The following is a 16,858-nucleotide window of genomic DNA, read 5'->3' on the forward strand; positions in this document are numbered from 1 at the left end:
TGGGGCGGGTATCGCGTGACCGTCTCCCGCCCCAACACCGCCACACGAAAGATCGGAAAGTCGGGCACGAGATGAATGAGATGGAGATTCTTGTCGGCGAGCTGAAGGCGGCTCACGCCGATGGAAAGGACGCGATAGAACTCGCATTGCTCGCCAGGGACAAGCTGGGTGCAGGGTTCAGGGCCGTCCCTTTCATTGCCTCCTTCCGTCTCGCTTTTGACATCCCGCTGCCCGTTCTGCAGCGGGCGCAAGCATGGGAGAGGTTCGGCTTGGGGAGCGTCCACATTTCCGACGAGGAATTCACGAGCCTCCTCTCACCATGGCTCACCCATGCGTGAGGAGCCTTCGGGACCCGAAGGACGCATCGACCGAACCGACTGACGTCGTGCCGCAGGGGCGGGCGGGCAAACCGCCCGCCCCTGCGGCATGTCCCGGGCCGCGCCCCCACGTGACGCACCCCACCCCGCACCCCCGTTCAAACTCCGTTAACAATGGACTGTGATCTCACCGGTCTCCTCGATACCCCGGAGCGCTCACCGGCCCAAGCCGGAGGCGACTCCCTACGTCGACCTCACCCGTACCGAGTGGAGCGCGCTGCGCGACAAGACGCCGCTGCCGCTCACCGCCGAAGAGGTCGAGAAGGTCCGCGGCCTCGGCGACGTCATCGACCTCGACGAGGTGCGGGACATCTACCTCCCGCTCTCCCGCCTTCTCAACCTCTACGTCGGCGCCACGGACGGGCTCAGAAGCGCCCTGAACACGTTCCTGGGCGAGGGGGGCTCACAGTCGGGCACACCCTTCGTCATAGGGATCGCCGGATCCGTGGCGTGCGGCAAGTCGACCGTGGCCCGTCTGCTCCAGGCCCTCCTGTCCCGCTGGCCCGAGCACCCGCGCGTGGAGCGGGTCACGACCGACGGCTTCCTGCTGCCGACCCAGGAGCTCCAGGCCCGCGGACTGATGTCGCGGAAGGGATTCCCCGACTCGTACGACCGCCGGGCGCTGACCCGGTTCGTCGCCGACATCAAGGCGGGCAAGGACGAAGTCACCGCCCCCGTCTACTCCCACCTCATCTACGACATCGTCCCGGGCGAGAAGCTCGTCGTACGCCGGCCCGACATCCTGATCGTCGAGGGCCTGAACGTCCTGCAGCCCGCCCTCCCCGGCAAGGACGGCCGCACCCGCGTCGGCCTCGCCGACTACTTCGACTTCAGTGTGTACGTCGACGCGAGCGCCGACGACGTCGAGAGCTGGTACCTCAACCGCTTCAAGAAGCTGCGCCAGACTGCCTTCCAGGACCCGTCCTCGTACTTCCGCAAGTGGACCCAGGTCTCCGAGGAGGAGGCTCTCGACTACGCGCGCACCCAGTGGCGCACGATCAACAAGCCCAACCTGGTCGAGAACATCGCCCCCACCCGCGGCCGCGCCACCCTCGTCGTACGCAAGGGCCCGGACCACAAGGTCCAGCGGCTGCGCCTGCGCAAGCTGTGACCCGTCGACCCTGTCGGCCCGGAAGTGCTTCGGGCCGACAGGGGAAAGCGGTAAGTGACCTAGCCGAGCGCCGACTTCACGGCGTCGGCCAGCCGCCCGGCGACCGACCGGGCCTGTTCGATGTCCGCCGCTTCGACCATCACGCGGACCAGCGGCTCCGTGCCCGAGGGACGCAGCAGCACGCGCCCGGTGGAGCCCAGCTCCCGCTCCGCCTCGGCGACGGCGGCGGCCAGGTCGGCGGACGTCTTCACCCGGGACTTGTCCACGTCCGGCACGTTGATGAGGACCTGCGGCAGCCGCTCCATGACGGCGGCCAGGTCCCGCAGCGTACGACCGGTCTGCGCCACCCGCGCCGCCAGCAGCAGCCCGGTCAGCGTGCCGTCACCGGTGGTCGCGTGGTCGCGGATGATCACGTGCCCGGACTGCTCACCGCCCAGGGCATACCCGTGCTGCTTCATCTCCTCCAGCACGTACCGGTCGCCCACGGCGGTCTGCACCAGGTGGATCCCCGTCCGCTCCATCGCCAGCTTGAAGCCCAGGTTGGACATCACGGTCGCGACCACGGTGTCGGAGCGCAGCTCGGAGCGCTCCTGCAGCGCCAGCGCGAGCACGGCCAGGATCTGGTCGCCGTCCACCTCGTCGCCGGTGTGGTCCACGGCCAGGCAGCGGTCGGCGTCACCGTCGTGCGCGATGCCGAAGTCCGCGCCGTGCTCGCGCACCGCGGCCTTCAGCTTGTCCAGATGGGTGGAGCCGCAGCCGTCGTTGATGTTGAGCCCGTCCGGCTCGGCACCGATCGTGACGATCTGGGCGCCGGCCCGCGAGAACACCTCCGGCGAGACCCCCGCGGCCGCACCGTGCGCCTCGTCCAGGACGATCTTCAGGCCGTCGAGACGGTTCGGCAGCGCCGCCATCAGATGGCCGACGTACTGCTCGAAGCCCTCGTCGTACGACCGTACGCGCCCGACCCCGGCGCCGGTGGGCCGCTCCCAGGGCTCGCCGTGCCGGTGGGACTCGTACACGGCCTCGATCTTGTCCTCGAGCTCGTCGGCGAGTTTGTGGCCACCGCGGGCGAAGAACTTGATGCCGTTGTCCGGCATGGCGTTGTGGCTGGCGGAGAGCATCACGCCCAGGTCCGCGCCGAGCGCGCCGGTCAGGTACGCCACCGCCGGCGTCGGCAGGACGCCCACGGTCAGCACGTCCACGCCCGCGCTGGCCAGGCCCGCGACCACGGCCGCCTGCAGGAACTCCCCGGACGCACGCGGGTCCCGTCCGACCACCGCCGTCGGCCGGTGGCCCTCGAAGGTACCCGCCTCGGCCAGCACATGCGCCGCCGCCACGGACAGGCCGAGCGCCATCTCGGCGGTCAGGTCCGCGTTGGCGACACCGCGCACGCCGTCCGTACCGAAGAGTCGTCCCACGTGTCCTCCAAGGGAAGCGTCATTGCTGCCGGGAATGATGGCAGACGGCTGAACATCCGATCACACCAGCCTTTGAGCGTCTTGTGTCGTTATACGCCCTTGGCCGGGATAAACGAACGCCCCGACGGCACAAGTGGCGTGCCGCCGGGGCGTTCGGAGTACGAGCAGGCAGCTGCTGATTAGCGCTTGCTGTACTGCGGGGCCTTGCGGGCCTTCTTCAGACCGGCCTTCTTGCGCTCGACCGCACGGTCGTCGCGGCGGAGGAAGCCGGCCTTCTTGAGCGGGCCGCGGTTGTTGTCGACGTCGGCCTCGTTCAGCGCACGGGCGACACCGAGACGGAGCGCACCGGCCTGACCGGAGACACCGCCACCCGCGATGCGGGCGATGACGTCGTAGCGGCCCTCGAGCTCGAGCACCTTGAAGGGCTCGTTGACTTCCTGCTGGTGCACCTTGTTCGGGAAGTAGTCCTCGAGGGTGCGACCGTTGATCTTCCACTTGCCGGTGCCCGGAACGATCCGGACGCGGGCGATGGCGTTCTTGCGACGGCCCAGGCCGGCGGCCGGCTGGGGCTCGCCGAAGCGGGATGCCAGGGACTCCGAGGTGTACTCGCCCTCGACGGGGACCTCGGACTCGGTGGTGTAGCTCTCGATGTCGATCTCTTCGATCGGCTGCTCGGCAGTGGTCTCGGCCACGATTCTCCTCAGATTCTGTTCAGTCTTAGGGGGTGGCCGGACTTACTGCGCGACCTGGGTGATCTCGAACGGCACCGGCTGCTGCGCAGCGTGCGGGTGCACGTCACCCTTGTAGACCTTCAGCTTCGAGAGCATCTGACGGCCCAGCGTGTTCTTGGGGAGCATGCCCTTGACGGCCTTCTCGATGGCCTTCTCGGGGTTCTTGTCGAGCAGCTCGTCGTAGCGGACGGAGCGCAGACCACCCGGGTAGCCGGAGTGGCGGTACGCCATCTTCTGGGTCCGCTTGTTGCCGGACAGGTGCACCTTGTCGGCGTTGATGATGATGACGAAGTCACCGGTGTCGACGTGGGGCGCGTAGATCGGCTTGTGCTTGCCCCGCAGAAGGGACGCGGCGGTGGTGGCGAGACGACCCAGGACAACGTCCTGAGCGTCGATGACGTGCCACTGGCGCGTCACATCGCCGGGCTTGGGGCTGTACGTACGCACGGTTCGTAGCCTTCGCTTCGAGTGAATGGTCCTGAACAGGTCACCGAAACGATCACGACAGCCTCGACCGCACCACGGTGACGCAAACCGCGTGCTGATCGCTGGTCATCGGCCCGGTGGACCGGTGTAAGGGCCCGTCCCGTGAGAATGAGCAAGCCAATACACAACGAAGGAGCAGAATACCTGGGCGCCCCCGGCAGGGTCAAAACGAGGCTCTTCCCCCTCATGTCGACGGACAAACCAGGCATGCCGACCGAGGCACTCCAGCACCCCCGGCCCCCCGTCTAAGATGCGCCCCATGAGTTACGGGCAGGGGGGACCCCAGTCTCAGTGGGATCCCTGGAAACCTAATTCCCAGCAGCCGTGGAGCAGCGGGGGCGACGACGGCACTCCGGACTGGGCCGCGCTGGCGGAGGCCTCCGAGACCAGGAACAAGCGCCGCAGGCTGCTGTTCATCGGCGGCGGCGCGCTCGCCACGATCGGCATCGGCACCGCCGTCGCGATGGCCGTCGTGTCCGCGAACGGCGACAACAAGGCCTCGGGCAACCCCACCAACCTGCCCGCCAGCGCCTCCTTGCCCAGCGGCACGGCCACGGCGCCGTCCTTCGAGCCGACCAGCGCCCCGCCGCCGCTGGACCCGAAGGACTTCATATCCAGCGCCAAGAAGGACACCGCGCCGCTGAGCCCCGAGACGCTGTTCCCGGGCACCCAGCTGACCATGGGCAGCACGGTGTACAAGAAGGGCGCCACCGCGGACACGAAGAACTGCGCCTCCGCCGCCGATGCGACCCTGCCCAAGATCCTCACCGCGAACGGCTGCACCCGCCTGATACGCGCCACCTACACCAAGGACGGCATCGCGGTCACCGTCGGCGTCGCCGTCTTCGACACCGCAGCCCAGACGGCGAAGGCCAAGTCCCAGACCAACGACAAGAGCATCGTGCGCTCGCTGTCCGGCAAGGGCGTCAAGTCCTTCTGCGACGGCGCGATCTGCTTCTCGACCCGCAACGCGGTGGGCCGCTACGGCTACTTCACGATCACCGGCTTCACGAACGGCAAGAACGTCACCAAGAAGGACACCAAGGCCTTCGCGGTCAGCGACGACCTGCAGGAGTTCACCTTCCGCCAGATCTGGCGCCGCGGCGAGGCCCAGGCCTCGGCCGCAGCGAACCAGTAGGTCTCAGCAGCACCCCGCCGACGGAAGCGAGCGCTTGTTCCGGGCCTCCTTGTTCCGGGCGGCCAGCAGCTCGTCGGCGGGGTAACCGACCTCCTCCAGGGTCAGCCCGTGCGGTCGTACGACATGCACGGCGGAGTCGCGCACCCCTGCGGCCAGCACCTTCCCGGGCCACTCGGGGCCCCGGTGGCCGTCGCCGACGAACAGCAGCGCGCCGATCAGCGAGCGCACCATGTTGTGACAGAACGCGTCGGCCCGCACGGTCGCGGTGACGATCCCGTCCGCACCCCGCTGAAGGCTCAGCTCCTGGAGCGTACGGATCGTCGTCGCACCCTCCCGTTTCTTGCAGTACGCGGCGAAGTCGTGCTCGCCGAGCAGCGCCCGCGCGGCCTCGTTCATGGCGTCGACGTCGAGCGGCCAGTCGTGCCACAGGACGTGGTTGCGCAGGAGCGGGTCGACGCCCCCGGGGTTGTCCGTCACCCGGTACGCGTAGCGCCGCCACACGGCCGAGAAACGGGCGTTGAAGCCACTGGGCGCCTCCCTGAGGGCCCACACCCGCACATCCTTGGACAGGCGCCCGGCGAGCCGCTTGAGCAGCTTCTCGTGGTGCTCGCGCCACACCCCCTCGGGCAGGTCCACGTGCGCCACCTGGCCGCGCGCGTGCACCCCGGCGTCGGTGCGCCCCGCGACGGTCAGCTCGTACGTCTCCCGCGACCGCGTCACCGTGCGCAGGGCGTCCTCGATCTCGCCCTGCACGGTCCGGCGGCCGCCGGCCTGCTTGGCCCACCCGGAGAAATCGGTGCCGTCGTAGGACAGGTCGAGGCGGACACGGACGTACCCGGGCTGTACTTCGTCACTCACGCGGGAATCCTCTCAGGACCGGTCTCTTTCAAAAAAACGCGGAAGCGGGCCCGCCCCGAAGGGCGAACCCGCTTCCAGCGTCAGGCAGAGCCTCAGGCGTCCTTGGACTCCTCGGCCGGAGCCTCGGTCTCCTCGACCTGGGTCTCCTCGGCCTTGACCTCCTCGGCCTCCTTGACCGCACGCTTGGTGGCGGCCTCGGCCTCACCGGTCGCCTGCTGGGCAACCGTCAGCGCCTCGACCAGCTCGATGACAGCCATGGGCGCGTTGTCGCCACGGCGGTTACCGATCTTGGTGATGCGGGTGTAGCCACCGGGACGGTTCTCGTAGCGCGGACCGATCTCGGTGAAGAGCGTGTGGACGACGCTCTTGTCCGTGATGACCTGGAGCACCTGACGGCGGTTGTGAAGGTCGCCCTTCTTCGCCTTGGTGACCAGACGCTCGGCGTACGGGCGCAGGCGGCGGGCCTTCGCCTCGGTGGTGGTGATACGGCCGTGCTCGAAGAGGCTCTTCGCCAGGTTCGCGAGGAGCAGCTTCTCGTGCGCGGCGCTGCCGCCCAGACGGGCACCCTTGGTGGGCTTCGGCATTTTTCTTCTCCTGTGTGTCTGCCCCGGCCGTGTCAGGTACCGGAGTCAGTATCTGAGCAGACGGTTGTCTGTCAGAGATCCGGGGGTCTCGGTGAGACCCCCGGAGGTGGAACCGATCAGTACTGCTCAGTCTCCACGAAACCCGCGTCCGCGTCGTCGTCGGCGCCGAAGGCGTCGGCAGCGGCCGTGGGGTCGAATCCGGGCGGGCTGTCCTTGAGGGCCAGGCCCATGCCGGCCAGCTTCGCCTTGACCTCGTCGATGGACTTCGCACCGAAGTTGCGGATGTCCAGGAGGTCCGCCTCGGAGCGCGCGACCAGCTCACCCACGGAGTGGATGCCCTCACGCTTGAGGCAGTTGTAGGAGCGGACGGTCAGCTCGAGCTCCTCGATCGGGAGCGCGAGGTCGGCCGCCAGCGCGGCGTCCGTCGGGGACGGACCCATGTCGATGCCCTCGGCGTCGATGTTCAGCTCGCGGGCGAGACCGAACAGCTCGACCAGGGTCTTACCGGCGGAGGCCATGGCGTCACGGGGACGCATCGCCTGCTTGGTCTCGACGTCGACGATCAGCTTGTCGAAGTCGGTGCGCTGCTCGACACGCGTGGCCTCGACCTTGTACGTGACCTTCAGGACCGGCGAGTAGATCGAGTCGACCGGGATACGGCCGATCTCCTGGCCCACCTGCTTGTTCTGCACGGCGGAGACGTAGCCGCGACCGCGCTCGACGGTCAGCTCCATCTCCAGCTTGCCCTTGCCGTTGAGCGTGGCGAGGACGAGGTCGGGGTTGTGCACCTCGACACCGGCCGGGGGCGCGATGTCGGCGGCGGTGACCAGACCCGGACCCTGCTTGCGCAGGTACATCACGACCGGCTCGTCGTGCTCCGAGGAGACGACCAGCTGCTTGATGTTGAGGATCAGGTCGGTGACGTCCTCCTTGACGCCCGGCACGGTGGTGAACTCGTGCAGGACACCGTCGATGCGGATGCTGGTGACAGCAGCGCCGGGGATCGACGACAGGAGGGTACGGCGGAGCGAGTTGCCGAGGGTGTAGCCGAAGCCCGGCTCCAGCGGCTCGATCACGAACCGGGAGCGGAACTCGTCGACGACCTCTTCGGTCAACGAGGGACGCTGAGCGATCAGCATGTGTGGATCAGATCCTTCTTTCGTGGACGCCCGCTATTTGACGCCCGACGGACCGCGCCGCTCGCGCAGCACGGGTACTGCAAGGGTACGGGCGGTACGGCCCCGAAGGGGGTCGTACCGCCCGGAACCGCAGGCCGCGAAGGCGACGCGTCAGACGCGGCGACGCTTCGGCGGACGGCAGCCGTTGTGCGGGGTCGGGGTGACGTCCTGGATGGAGCCGACCTCGAGGCCCGTGGCCTGCAGGGAGCGGATCGCGGTCTCACGACCGGAACCCGGGCCCTTGACGAACACGTCGACCTTGCGCATGCCGTGCTCCTGGGCGCGGCGGGCAGCCGACTCGGCGGCCATCTGCGCGGCGAACGGCGTGGACTTCCGGGAGCCCTTGAAGCCGACGTGGCCGGCGGAGGCCCAGGAGATCACGTTGCCGGACGGGTCCGTGATCGAAACGATCGTGTTGTTGAACGTGCTCTTGATGTGCGCGTGGCCGTGAGCGACGTTCTTCTTTTCCTTGCGGCGCACCTTCTTGGCAGCGCCCTGACGACCCTTGGGGGGCATCTACTAACTCCTACGGGAGGTGGTCGGTCCTACAGCGAAGACCGTGGACTGAGGTCCGCTGCGGACTACTTCTTGCCCGGCTTCTTCTTGCCGGCGATGGCGCGACGCGGGCCCTTGCGGGTGCGGGCGTTGGTGCTGGTGCGCTGACCGCGGACGGGCAGACCGCGGCGGTGCCGCAGACCCTGGTAGCAGCCGATCTCGACCTTGCGGCGGATGTCGGCCTGGATCTCGCGACGGAGGTCACCCTCGGTCTTGATGTTGTTGTCGACGTACTCGCGGATCGCGACCAACTGCTCTTCGCTCAGGTCACGAACACGGGTGTTCGGGTCGATACCGGTCTCGGCCAGCGTCTGCTGGGAGAGCGTCCGGCCGATGCCGAACACATAGGTGAGGGCGACTTCCACACGCTTTTCGCGCGGGATGTCAACACCGGAAACGCGTGCCATTCAATGGCTCCTGGTGATCTTCGGAGGTCTTCCGCAGAGCCGGCTCCCGGCCGCCGTACGAGGTACGAACCGGGTCCCCGGCCTCCGAACCGGGGGTGTCGAGCTGGATGGCTCGGGCTCTGCGTATGAACAAATTCAGCTTGCGTCGCGCGAATCTCTGCGGGTGCAGAGGGTTCGGTCGTGCGTCAGCCCTGGCGCTGCTTGTGGCGCGGGTTCTCGCAAATGACCATGACCCGACCGTGACGGCGGATCACCCTGCACTTGTCGCAGATCTTCTTGACGCTCGGCTTGACCTTCATGGGATTGAGGTTCTCCGGGTCAGTGCCACCACCCCGCGGGAACGGGATGCGGGCAAGATCTACTTGTACCGGTAGACGATCCGGCCACGCGTCAGGTCGTACGGAGACAGCTCCACCACGACCCGGTCGTCAGGGAGGATGCGGATGTAGTGCATACGCATCTTGCCGCTGATGTGTGCCAGGACCTGGTGGCCGTTCTGGAGCTCGACCCTGAACATGGCGTTCGGCAGAGACTCGACGACAGTGCCCTCGATCTCGATGGCACCTTGCTTCTTGGCCACGCTTCGCCCTTCGAATCGACTACCTTGATCGACTCTCTCGCTTCCCTTACGGGCGCATGCGGACATGCGGGTGCACGAGAGCCGACGAGTCAGTCTACGTCAGCGCACCCGGAAACACGAATCGAGGGAATCTTCCCCACGCAGAAGATCGTCATGCAAGGGGATCGGGAGCGGCCACGATCCCGTACTCGGCCAGCTTCGCCCTGCCGCCGTCGACGGCCGTCAGCACCAGCGGACCCTCCTCGGTCAGCGCGACCGAGTGTTCCCAGTGGGAGGACCAACTGCCGTCGGTCGTGATGACCGTCCAGTCGACCGATCTTCGACGCCCCGCTCGCGGGCTCGGCGCCAGGGGCGCCTCACAAGCTTCGCGGGGCTGCGCCGGCCTCCGACCGGCGTCTCCTGACGGCGCCGTCATCAGCCCATCGGATCCGGTGCCGCCGTCACCCCGTACTCGGCCAGCTTCGCCCTGCCGCCGTCGACGGCCGTCAGCACCAGCGGGCCCTCCTCGGTCAGCGCGACCGAGTGTTCCCAGTGGGAGGACCAGCTGCCGTCGGTCGTGATGACCGTCCAGTCGTCCTCGAGGACCTCGGTCCGCGGGGTGCCGAGGGAGACCATCGGCTCGATCGCGAGGCAGAAGCCGGGGACCAGCTTGGGGCCCTTGCCGCGGCGGCGGTCGACGTAGTTCAGCAGATGCGGGTCCATGTGCATCTCGGTGCCGATGCCGTGGCCGCCGTAGTCCTCGATGATGCCGTAGCGGCCGCCGCCCGGCTTCGGCTGGCGGCGGATGTACGTCTCGATGGCCCGGGAGACGTCGACCAGGCGGCTGCCCTGCTTCATGGCCGCGATGCCGGCCCACATCGACTCCTCGGTCACCCGGGAGAGCTCGATCAGCTCCGGAGCGTGACCGGAGCCCACGAAGGCGGTGTACGCGGCGTCGCCGTGCCAGCCGTCGACGATCGCACCGCAGTCGATGGAGATGACGTCGCCGTCCTTCAGGACGACGTCGTCGGAGGGGATGCCGTGGACCACGACGTCGTTGACCGAGGTGCAGATCGTCGCGGGGAAGCCGCCGTAGCCGAGGAAGTTCGACTTGGCACCGTGCTCGGCGAGCACCTTGCGGGCGACCTCGTCCAGGTCCTTGGTGCTGGCGCCGGGAACGGCGACTTCGCGAGTGGCCGCGTGGATGGCGGCTACGACCAGGCCCGCCGCACGCATCTTGGCGATCTGCTCGGGGGTCTTGATCTGCACCATGGGGGGCCTGCGCTCTCCGTCACTCACGTCGACTGGGTTACCTGCACAACACTACGGCCGCGGCGCCCGGGAGGGCACCGCGGCCGGAAGGACCGCGATCTACTTGTTCTCGGCCTTCTCGCGCTTGAGCGCCTCCAGCGCCCGCTGCGTGATCTCGTCCACCGGACCCAGGGAGGAGATCGTCACGACCAGGCCCTGCGCCTTGTAGTAGTCGATGATCGGCTCGGTCTGCGTGTGGTAGACCTCCAGCCGCGTACGGACGGTCTCCTCGGAGTCGTCGTCGCGCTGGTACAGCTCACCGCCGCAGACGTCGCACACGCCCTCCTGCTTCGGCGGGCTGTACGTCACGTGGAAGACGTGGGACGAGTCGTTGCGGCAGATGCGCCGGCCGGCGATCCGCTTGACGACCTCCTCCTCCGGGACCTCCAGGTCCAGGACGGCGTCCAGCTTGATGTCCTCTTCGTCCAGCAGCCGGTCCAGCGCCTCGGCCTGCGAGACGTTGCGCGGGAAGCCGTCCAGCAGGAAGCCGTTCTCCGCGTCCGCCTGCTCCATGCGGTCCTTGGCCATCGCGATGGTGACCTCGTCGGGTACGAGGTTGCCGGCGTCCATGTAGGACTTCGCGAGCTTGCCCAGCTCGGTCTGCCGGCTGATGTTGGCCCGGAACAGGTCACCGGTGGAGATGTGCGGGATGGCCAGCTTCTCTGCGAGCCGGACGGCTTGCGTTCCCTTACCGGCACCGGGCGGCCCGACGAGGACGATACGCATCAGCGGAGGAACCCTTCGTAATTGCGCTGCTGGAGCTGGCTCTCGATCTGCTTCACCGTCTCGAGACCGACACCCACGATGATCAGGATGCTGGTCCCGCCGAACGGGAAGTTCCCGCTCGCATTGAAGCCCACCAACGCCATTGTCGGCACGAGAGCGATGACTCCCAGATACAGCGAACCCGGCCAGGTGATCCGGTTGAGCACGTAGCTGAGGTACTCAGCGGTCGGTCGGCCAGCCCGGATGCCCGGGATGAAGCCACCATACTTCTTCATGTTGTCGGCGACTTCCTCGGGGTTGAAGGAGATCGCCACGTAGAAGAACGCGAAGAAAACGATGAGGAAGAAGTACAGAGTGATGTAAATCGGGTGGTCGCCCTTGGTCAGATTGTTCTGGACCCACTGCTTCCAGCCCGAGTTGCCCCCGGAGAACTGGGCCACCAGCGCCGGAATGTAGAGCAGCGACGAGGCGAAGATGACGGGAATCACACCCGCCTGGTTCACCTTGAGCGGGATGTACGTGGACGTACCACCGTAGGAACGACGCCCGATCATGCGCTTCGCGTACTGCACCGGGATACGGCGCTGGGCCTGCTCCACGAAGACGACGAGCCCGACCATGACCAGGCCGACCAGGATGACGGTGCCGAACTCGATCCAGCCGCCGGCCAGGGAGCCCTGCTTCTTGATGGCCCACAGGGCGGACGGGAAGGTCGCGGCGATCGAGATGAACATCAGGATCGACATGCCGTTGCCGATGCCGCGGTCGGTGATCAGCTCACCGAGCCACATGACGACGGCCGTACCGGCGGTCATGCAGATGACCATGGTGATGGTGGTGAAGATCGCCTGGTCCGGGACGATCGAGTTGGCCACCTGACAGCCGTTGAACAGCGCGCCGCTGCGGGCGGTGGCCACCAGACCCGTGCCCTGAAGGATGGCCAGCGCCACCGTCAGGTACCGGGTGTACTGGGTGATCTTCGCCGTACCCGCCTGGCCCTCCTTCTTCAGGGCTTCCAGGCGCGGGATGACCACGGTCAGCAGCTGCAGAATGATGCTCGCCGTGATGTACGGCATGATCCCGAGCGCGAAGATCGTGATCTGCAGCAGTGCGCCACCGCTGAACATGTTGACCAGACCGAAGAGGCCCTGGTTGGCGGACGCCTCATCCATGCACTGCTGGACGGCCTTGTAGTTGACGCCAGGGATCGGAACGTGGGTACCGACCCGGTAGACCACGATGATGGCCAGCGTGAACAGCAGCTTCTTGCGCAGGTCGGGCGTCCTGAACGCCCGGGCGAACGCGGTGAGCACGGTGCCTCCTGCGACCCCCGCGCAAAGCGTCAAGGGTGACGGTCTTGAGGTTCGACGGATACAGAAAAAGAACAGTGCAGGCCACCTTACCGGCGACACTGCCTCCCCCGGAACGACCAACCGGGGATACCCCATTGTGAGGTATCCCCGGTCGGGATCGTCTACGTCATCGAGGCGCCTGAAAGAATCAGACGAGCTCGGTGACCGTACCGCCGGCGGCGGTGATCTTCTCCTTGGCGGAGCCGGAGACGGCGTCGACCGTCACCTGCAGCGCCACGGAGATCTCGCCCTGGCCGAGGACCTTGACGAGGCTGTTCTTGCGAACGGCACCCTTGGCCACCAGACCCTCGACCGTGACCTCGCCACCCTCGGGGTAGAGCGCGGCCAGCTTGTCGAGGTTCACGACCTGGAACTCGGTCTTGAACGGGTTCTTGAAGCCCTTCAGCTTCGGGAGGCGCATGTGGAGCGGCATCTGGCCACCCTCGAAGCGCTCCGGAACCTGGTAACGGGCCTTCGTACCCTTGGTACCACGACCGGCCGTCTTACCCTTCGACGCCTCACCACGACCGACACGGGTCTTGGCGGTCTTGGCGCCCGGGGCGGGACGGAGGTTGTGGATCTTCAGCGGGTTCTGCTCCGCCATGATCAGACCTCCTCAACCGTCACGAGGTGGCGGACGGTGTGCACCATGCCGCGGAACTCGGGGCGGTCCTCCTTGACGACCACGGTGTTGATCCCCTTGAGACCAAGCGACCGCAGGGTGTCACGGTGGTTCTGCTTGCTGCCGATGTACGACTTGACCTGCGTGATCTTGAGCTGAGCCATTACGCACCAGCCCCGGCACGCGCACGCAGCAGAGCCGCGGGAGCGACGTCCTCGAGGGGCAGGCCACGGCGGGCCGCGACCTCCTCGGGACGCTGCAGGCCCTTCAGGGCCTCCACGGTCGCGTGCACGATGTTGATCGCGTTGTCGGAGCCGAGCGACTTCGACAGGATGTCGTGGATACCGGCGCACTCGAGCACGGCACGCACCGGACCACCGGCGATAACACCGGTACCGGGGGACGCGGGCTTGAGCAGCACGACGCCGGCAGCCTTCTCACCCTGGATCGGGTGCGGGATGGTGCCCTGGATACGGGGGACCTTGAAGAAGTGCTTCTTGGCCTCCTCAACGCCCTTGGCGATGGCGGCCGGCACCTCCTTGGCCTTGCCGTAACCGACACCCACGGTGCCGTCACCGTCGCCCACCACGACCAGCGCGGTGAAGCTGAAGCGACGACCACCCTTCACAACCTTGGCGACGCGGTTGATCGCGACAACGCGCTCAACGTACGCGGTCTTCTCGGCGGCAGCAGCGCCGCCGTCACGGCCCTTCCGGTCCCGCCGCTCGCCGCCACCGGCACCGCCACCGCGGCGCTGGGGTCCAGCCATTGGAATTACCTCTCTCTGTTTCCGCTAGCTACGGCAGGCTCAGAACTTGAGCCCGGCTTCGCGGGCGGCGTCCGCCAGGGCGGCGATGCGCCCGGCGTACTGGTTGCCACCACGGTCGAACACGACAGCCTCGACACCGGCGGCCTTGGCACGCTCGGCGACCAGGGCGCCGACCTGCTTGGCCTGCGAGGACTTGTCGCCCTCGCCACCGCGGACGGACGCGTCCAGAGTGGACGCGGACGCCAGGGTGTGGCCCTTGAGGTCGTCGATCACCTGCGCCACGATGTGGCGGTTGGAGCGGGTCACGACCAGACGGGGACGCTCCGCCGTACCGGAGATCCGCTTGCGGATCCGGATGTGACGGCGCTTGATCGCGGCGCGCTTGTAGGCGTCGCCCTTGAGGATCTTCTGCCCGTATGCCATGGCTTACTTACCCGCCTTTCCGACCTTGCGGCGGATGACTTCGCCCTCGTACTTGACGCCCTTGGCCTTGTACGGGTCAGGCTTGCGCAGCTTGCGGATGTTGGCCGCAACCTCGCCGACCTTCTGCTTGTCGATGCCCTCGACCTGGAAGCGGGTCGGGTTCTCCACCTTGAAGGTGATGCCCTCGGGCGCTTCGACGACGATCGGGTGGCTGTAGCCGAGCGCGAACTCGAGGTTCGAGCCCTTGGCCGTGACGCGGTAACCGACACCGCTGATCTCGAGCTTCTTCACGTAACCCTGGGTCACGCCGGTGATCATGTTCGCCACCAGCGTGCGGGACAGGCCGTGCAGGGCCTTGTTCTGACGCTCGTCGTTCGGACGGGTGACGTTCAGAACGCCGTCCTCACCCTTGACGATGTCGATCGGCGCAACGACGGTGTGGGTCAGCGTGCCCTTGGGGCCCTTGACCGAGACCGTACGGCCGTCGATGGTGACGTCCACGCCGGCGGGAACCGTGATGGGGAGCTTGCCAATACGCGACATAGCTGTTTCCTCCGTTCCCTTCCGCTACCAGACGTAGGCGAGGACTTCCCCACCCACGCCCTTCTTGCCGGCCTGCTTGTCGGTGAGGAGCCCGTGCGACGTGGAGATGATCGCCACGCCGAGGCCGCCCAGCACCTTGGGCAGGTTGGTGGACTTCGCGTACACCCGGAGACCGGGCTTGGAGATCCGCTTGATGCCCGCGATGGAGCGCTCACGGTTCGGGCCGAACTTCAGCTCGAGAACGAGGTTCTTGCCAACCTCGGCGTCCTCGACCTTCCAGCCCGTGATGAAGCCCTCCTGCTGGAGGATCTCCGCGATGTGAGACTTGATCTTCGATGCCGGCATCGTCACGGAGTCGTGGTATGCCGAGTTCGCGTTTCGCAGACGCGTAAGCATGTCTGCGATCGGATCAGTCATGGTCATGAATTGGCCTTCGGCCTCTCTCGCCGGGGTTTCCTGGTGCGCCATCCCTCTCCCCGATCCGAGACGGGACGGGTGCGGCGCGGTGGACCTACGGCGTAGTAAGTCGTACGGGCGCGGCAGACGCCCAACCCCACAAGCCTACGGCATGCGGAGAAGGGCCCCTGCCGACCCAGATGCTTACCGAGAGCTTCAGGAATCCCTAAAAAGCGGGGATTACCAGGAGCTCTTGGTCACGCCCGGCAGCTCGCCACGGTGAGCCATCTCACGAAGGCACACGCGGCACAGGCCGAACTTGCGGTACACGGAGTGCGGACGGCCGCAGCGCTGGCAGCGGGTGTAGCCACGCACACCGAACTTGGGCTTGCGAGCAGCCTTAGCGATCAGAGCCTTCTTCGCCATCTCGCTCACGCCTCCTTGAAGGGGAAGCCGAGGTGACGAAGGAGCGCGCGGCCCTCAGCGTCGTTGGTCGCCGTGGTCACCACGGTGATGTCCATACCCCGGGTGCGGTCGATCTTGTCCTGGTCGATCTCGTGGAACATGACCTGCTCCGTGAGACCGAAGGTGTAGTTGCCACGGCCGTCGAACTGCTTGGGGGACAGGCCGCGGAAGTCGCGGATGCGCGGCAGCGCGAGCGACAGGGTGCGGTCCAGGAACTCCCACATGCGGTCGCCACGGAGCGTGACGTGGGCGCCGATCGGCTGGCCCTCACGCAGCTTGAACTGCGCGATGGACTTACGGGCCTTGGTGACCTGCGGCTTCTGGCCGGTGATCGTGGTGAGGTCGCGGATGGCGCCCTCGATCAGCTTGGAGTCGCGGGCGGCGTCGCCCACACCCATGTTGACCACGATCTTGACGAGACCGGGGATCTGCATGACGTTCTCGTACTTGAACTCGTCACGCAGCTTGCCCGCGATCTCCTCGCGGTACTTCTGCTTCAGACGCGGAGTGGTGGTGGTAGCCATCAGATGTCCTCACCCGTCCGCTTGGCAACGCGGATCTTGTTGCCCTCTTCGTCGAAGCGGTAACCGACACGCGTGACGACCTTGTTGCCGTCCTTCTCCACGACGAGCTGAACGTTGCTCACGTGAATCGGGGCCTCGGTCGTGACGATGCCACCAGCCTGCGAACCGCTGGCGGTCGGGCCGGCCTTGGTGTGCTTCTTGACCCGGTTGACACCCTCGACCAGGACGCGGTCCTCGCGGGGGAAGGCCGCGATGACCTTGCCCTGCTTGCCCTTGTCCTTACCGGTGATGACCTGGACCAGGTCGCCCTTCTTGATCTTCATGC

General features: G+C 67.0%; 25 protein-coding genes and 1 pseudogene. 3 read left to right on the forward strand and 23 right to left on the reverse strand.

The genetic code is table 11. The features are described from left to right. Nucleotides 1-80 precede the first annotated feature (80 nt). Entirely contained in the window at nt 81-338 is a 258-nt protein-coding gene (locus ACIRVH_RS31205; protein WP_270081620.1) for a hypothetical protein, read from the forward strand. A gap of 160 nt (nt 339-498) precedes the next feature. After that, nucleotides 499-1,488: a type I pantothenate kinase gene (gene coaA / locus ACIRVH_RS31210; protein WP_403960093.1), complete on the forward strand. Its 990-nt coding sequence runs from the start codon at nt 499-501 to the stop codon at nt 1,486-1,488. Nucleotides 1,489-1,547: 59 nt separating this feature from the next. On the opposite strand, the gene glmM is transcribed toward coaA, so the two are convergent. From glmM to rplM, 3 genes are all read right to left on the reverse strand, one after another. Continuing rightward, on the reverse strand, nt 1,548-2,906 hold the full coding sequence (gene glmM, locus ACIRVH_RS31215) for a phosphoglucosamine mutase (RefSeq protein ID WP_403960096.1): 1,359 nt from the start codon (nt 2,904-2,906) through the stop codon (nt 1,548-1,550). 179 nt (nt 2,907-3,085) lie between these two features. Continuing rightward, nucleotides 3,086-3,598: a 30S ribosomal protein S9 gene (gene rpsI, locus ACIRVH_RS31220; RefSeq protein ID WP_145879486.1), complete on the reverse strand. Its 513-nt coding sequence runs from the start codon at nt 3,596-3,598 to the stop codon at nt 3,086-3,088. Nucleotides 3,599-3,640: 42 nt separating this feature from the next. Further along, nucleotides 3,641-4,084, reverse strand: a complete 444-nt coding sequence (rplM, locus tag ACIRVH_RS31225; RefSeq protein ID WP_020941688.1) for a 50S ribosomal protein L13 — start codon at nt 4,082-4,084, stop codon at nt 3,641-3,643. A gap of 298 nt (nt 4,085-4,382) precedes the next feature. Here rplM and ACIRVH_RS31230 point away from each other — a divergent pair, with 298 nt between their 5' ends. Continuing rightward, nucleotides 4,383-5,261: a hypothetical protein gene (locus ACIRVH_RS31230; protein ID WP_403960100.1), complete on the forward strand. Its 879-nt coding sequence runs from the start codon at nt 4,383-4,385 to the stop codon at nt 5,259-5,261. A gap of 3 nt (nt 5,262-5,264) precedes the next feature. Here the strand turns inward: ACIRVH_RS31230 and truA are convergent, their stop codons facing one another. The 20 genes and pseudogenes from truA to rplX all read right to left on the reverse strand — a co-directional run bounded on the left by truA (nt 5,265) and on the right by rplX (nt 16,856). After that, nucleotides 5,265-6,119: a tRNA pseudouridine(38-40) synthase TruA gene (gene truA / locus ACIRVH_RS31235; RefSeq protein ID WP_403960103.1), complete on the reverse strand. Its 855-nt coding sequence runs from the start codon at nt 6,117-6,119 to the stop codon at nt 5,265-5,267. A 92-nt stretch (nt 6,120-6,211) separates the two neighbouring features. Further along, nucleotides 6,212-6,703 (reverse strand): 50S ribosomal protein L17, encoded by a 492-nt coding sequence (rplQ, locus tag ACIRVH_RS31240; RefSeq protein ID WP_403960106.1) that lies wholly within the window; start codon nt 6,701-6,703, stop codon nt 6,212-6,214. 116 nt (nt 6,704-6,819) lie between these two features. After that, on the reverse strand, nt 6,820-7,842 hold the full coding sequence (locus ACIRVH_RS31245) for a DNA-directed RNA polymerase subunit alpha (RefSeq protein ID WP_003966937.1): 1,023 nt from the start codon (nt 7,840-7,842) through the stop codon (nt 6,820-6,822). A 150-nt stretch (nt 7,843-7,992) separates the two neighbouring features. Then, the gene (gene rpsK / locus ACIRVH_RS31250) at nt 7,993-8,397 is read right to left on the reverse strand and encodes a 30S ribosomal protein S11 (RefSeq protein WP_003956432.1); all 405 of its coding nucleotides are present in this window, start codon (nt 8,395-8,397) and stop codon (nt 7,993-7,995) included. A 65-nt stretch (nt 8,398-8,462) separates the two neighbouring features. Then, nucleotides 8,463-8,843 (reverse strand): 30S ribosomal protein S13, encoded by a 381-nt coding sequence (gene rpsM / locus ACIRVH_RS31255; RefSeq protein ID WP_020135802.1) that lies wholly within the window; start codon nt 8,841-8,843, stop codon nt 8,463-8,465. Nucleotides 8,844-9,028: 185 nt separating this feature from the next. Beyond that, a complete protein-coding gene (rpmJ, locus tag ACIRVH_RS31260; protein ID WP_003998809.1) occupies nt 9,029-9,142 on the reverse strand; it encodes a 50S ribosomal protein L36 in 114 nt (37 codons plus the stop codon). 59 nt (nt 9,143-9,201) lie between these two features. Then, nucleotides 9,202-9,423 (reverse strand): translation initiation factor IF-1, encoded by a 222-nt coding sequence (gene infA, locus ACIRVH_RS31265; protein ID WP_004927214.1) that lies wholly within the window; start codon nt 9,421-9,423, stop codon nt 9,202-9,204. 151 nt (nt 9,424-9,574) lie between these two features. Next, nucleotides 9,575-9,733, reverse strand: a pseudogene (locus tag ACIRVH_RS31270) (type I methionyl aminopeptidase); the annotation flags it as partial. 104 nt (nt 9,734-9,837) lie between these two features. Continuing rightward, nucleotides 9,838-10,674: a type I methionyl aminopeptidase gene (map, locus tag ACIRVH_RS31275; RefSeq protein WP_403960277.1), complete on the reverse strand. Its 837-nt coding sequence runs from the start codon at nt 10,672-10,674 to the stop codon at nt 9,838-9,840. A 99-nt stretch (nt 10,675-10,773) separates the two neighbouring features. Further along, on the reverse strand, nt 10,774-11,439 hold the full coding sequence (locus ACIRVH_RS31280; RefSeq protein ID WP_403960109.1) for an adenylate kinase: 666 nt from the start codon (nt 11,437-11,439) through the stop codon (nt 10,774-10,776). After that, nucleotides 11,439-12,752, reverse strand: a complete 1,314-nt coding sequence (gene secY, locus ACIRVH_RS31285; RefSeq protein WP_403960112.1) for a preprotein translocase subunit SecY — start codon at nt 12,750-12,752, stop codon at nt 11,439-11,441. The genes ACIRVH_RS31280 and secY overlap by 1 nt, the downstream gene beginning before the upstream one ends. Before the next feature lie 187 nt (nt 12,753-12,939). Continuing rightward, nucleotides 12,940-13,395: a 50S ribosomal protein L15 gene (gene rplO, locus ACIRVH_RS31290; protein ID WP_023547373.1), complete on the reverse strand. Its 456-nt coding sequence runs from the start codon at nt 13,393-13,395 to the stop codon at nt 12,940-12,942. A 2-nt stretch (nt 13,396-13,397) separates the two neighbouring features. Beyond that, nucleotides 13,398-13,577: a 50S ribosomal protein L30 gene (gene rpmD, locus ACIRVH_RS31295; protein ID WP_330459301.1), complete on the reverse strand. Its 180-nt coding sequence runs from the start codon at nt 13,575-13,577 to the stop codon at nt 13,398-13,400. Then, nucleotides 13,577-14,182 carry a 30S ribosomal protein S5 gene (gene rpsE, locus ACIRVH_RS31300; protein WP_015658456.1) on the reverse strand — a complete coding sequence of 202 codons (606 nt, stop codon included), beginning with the start codon at nt 14,180-14,182 and terminating at the stop codon, nt 13,577-13,579. The genes rpmD and rpsE overlap by 1 nt, the downstream gene beginning before the upstream one ends. 39 nt (nt 14,183-14,221) lie before the next feature. Next, nucleotides 14,222-14,605: a 50S ribosomal protein L18 gene (gene rplR, locus ACIRVH_RS31305; RefSeq protein WP_145886665.1), complete on the reverse strand. Its 384-nt coding sequence runs from the start codon at nt 14,603-14,605 to the stop codon at nt 14,222-14,224. A gap of 3 nt (nt 14,606-14,608) precedes the next feature. After that, nucleotides 14,609-15,148: a 50S ribosomal protein L6 gene (gene rplF, locus ACIRVH_RS31310; protein ID WP_235456326.1), complete on the reverse strand. Its 540-nt coding sequence runs from the start codon at nt 15,146-15,148 to the stop codon at nt 14,609-14,611. 24 nt (nt 15,149-15,172) lie between these two features. Further along, the gene (gene rpsH / locus ACIRVH_RS31315) at nt 15,173-15,571 is read right to left on the reverse strand and encodes a 30S ribosomal protein S8 (protein ID WP_007384075.1); all 399 of its coding nucleotides are present in this window, start codon (nt 15,569-15,571) and stop codon (nt 15,173-15,175) included. 213 nt (nt 15,572-15,784) lie between these two features. After that, complete coding sequence (locus ACIRVH_RS31320) at nt 15,785-15,970, reverse strand: type Z 30S ribosomal protein S14 (protein ID WP_003948630.1); 186 nt, start codon at nt 15,968-15,970, stop codon at nt 15,785-15,787. A 5-nt stretch (nt 15,971-15,975) separates the two neighbouring features. Continuing rightward, the gene (gene rplE / locus ACIRVH_RS31325) at nt 15,976-16,533 is read right to left on the reverse strand and encodes a 50S ribosomal protein L5 (protein ID WP_067119440.1); all 558 of its coding nucleotides are present in this window, start codon (nt 16,531-16,533) and stop codon (nt 15,976-15,978) included. Beyond that, nucleotides 16,533-16,856, reverse strand: coding sequence for a 50S ribosomal protein L24 (gene rplX, locus ACIRVH_RS31330; RefSeq protein WP_402631495.1), 324 nt, complete (start codon nt 16,854-16,856; stop codon nt 16,533-16,535). Before rplX ends, rplE begins: the two co-directional genes overlap by 1 nt. Nucleotides 16,857-16,858: the final 2 nt, after the last annotated feature.

The sequence above is a fragment of the Streptomyces sp. NPDC101165 genome, from assembly GCF_044768135.1.
Taxonomy (GTDB): Bacteria; Actinomycetota; Actinomycetes; order Streptomycetales; family Streptomycetaceae; genus Streptomyces.

Bases quoted from the DNA above. Each gene is read 5' to 3' on its own strand.
- rpmJ (WP_003998809.1), bottom strand. From the start codon at position 9,142: ATGAAGGTCAAGCCGAGCGTCAAGAAGATCTGCGACAAGTGCAGGGTG.
- rplQ (WP_403960106.1), bottom strand. From the start codon at position 6,703: ATGCCGAAGCCCACCAAGGGTGCCCGTCTGGGCGGCAGCGCCGCGCAC.
- rplR (WP_145886665.1), bottom strand. From the start codon at position 14,605: ATGGCATACGGGCAGAAGATCCTCAAGGGCGACGCCTACAAGCGCGCC.
- ACIRVH_RS31280 (WP_403960109.1), bottom strand. From the start codon at position 11,439: ATGCGTATCGTCCTCGTCGGGCCGCCCGGTGCCGGTAAGGGAACGCAA.
- rpsK (WP_003956432.1), bottom strand. From the start codon at position 8,397: ATGCCCCCCAAGGGTCGTCAGGGCGCTGCCAAGAAGGTGCGCCGCAAG.
- rplE (WP_067119440.1), bottom strand. From the start codon at position 16,533: ATGGCTACCACCACCACTCCGCGTCTGAAGCAGAAGTACCGCGAGGAG.
- rplF (WP_235456326.1), bottom strand. From the start codon at position 15,148: ATGTCGCGTATTGGCAAGCTCCCCATCACGGTTCCCGCCGGCGTGGAC.
- rpsH (WP_007384075.1), bottom strand. From the start codon at position 15,571: ATGACCATGACTGATCCGATCGCAGACATGCTTACGCGTCTGCGAAAC.
- ACIRVH_RS31205 (WP_270081620.1), top strand. From the start codon at position 81: ATGGAGATTCTTGTCGGCGAGCTGAAGGCGGCTCACGCCGATGGAAAG.
- rpmD (WP_330459301.1), bottom strand. From the start codon at position 13,577: ATGGCTCAGCTCAAGATCACGCAGGTCAAGTCGTACATCGGCAGCAAG.
- rpsE (WP_015658456.1), bottom strand. From the start codon at position 14,182: ATGGCTGGACCCCAGCGCCGCGGTGGCGGTGCCGGTGGCGGCGAGCGG.
- map (WP_403960277.1), bottom strand. From the start codon at position 10,674: ATGGTGCAGATCAAGACCCCCGAGCAGATCGCCAAGATGCGTGCGGCG.
- ACIRVH_RS31320 (WP_003948630.1), bottom strand. From the start codon at position 15,970: ATGGCGAAGAAGGCTCTGATCGCTAAGGCTGCTCGCAAGCCCAAGTTC.
- rpsM (WP_020135802.1), bottom strand. From the start codon at position 8,843: ATGGCACGCGTTTCCGGTGTTGACATCCCGCGCGAAAAGCGTGTGGAA.
- rplX (WP_402631495.1), bottom strand. From the start codon at position 16,856: ATGAAGATCAAGAAGGGCGACCTGGTCCAGGTCATCACCGGTAAGGAC.
- ACIRVH_RS31230 (WP_403960100.1), top strand. From the start codon at position 4,383: ATGAGTTACGGGCAGGGGGGACCCCAGTCTCAGTGGGATCCCTGGAAA.
- rplO (WP_023547373.1), bottom strand. From the start codon at position 13,395: ATGGCGGAGCAGAACCCGCTGAAGATCCACAACCTCCGTCCCGCCCCG.
- ACIRVH_RS31245 (WP_003966937.1), bottom strand. From the start codon at position 7,842: ATGCTGATCGCTCAGCGTCCCTCGTTGACCGAAGAGGTCGTCGACGAG.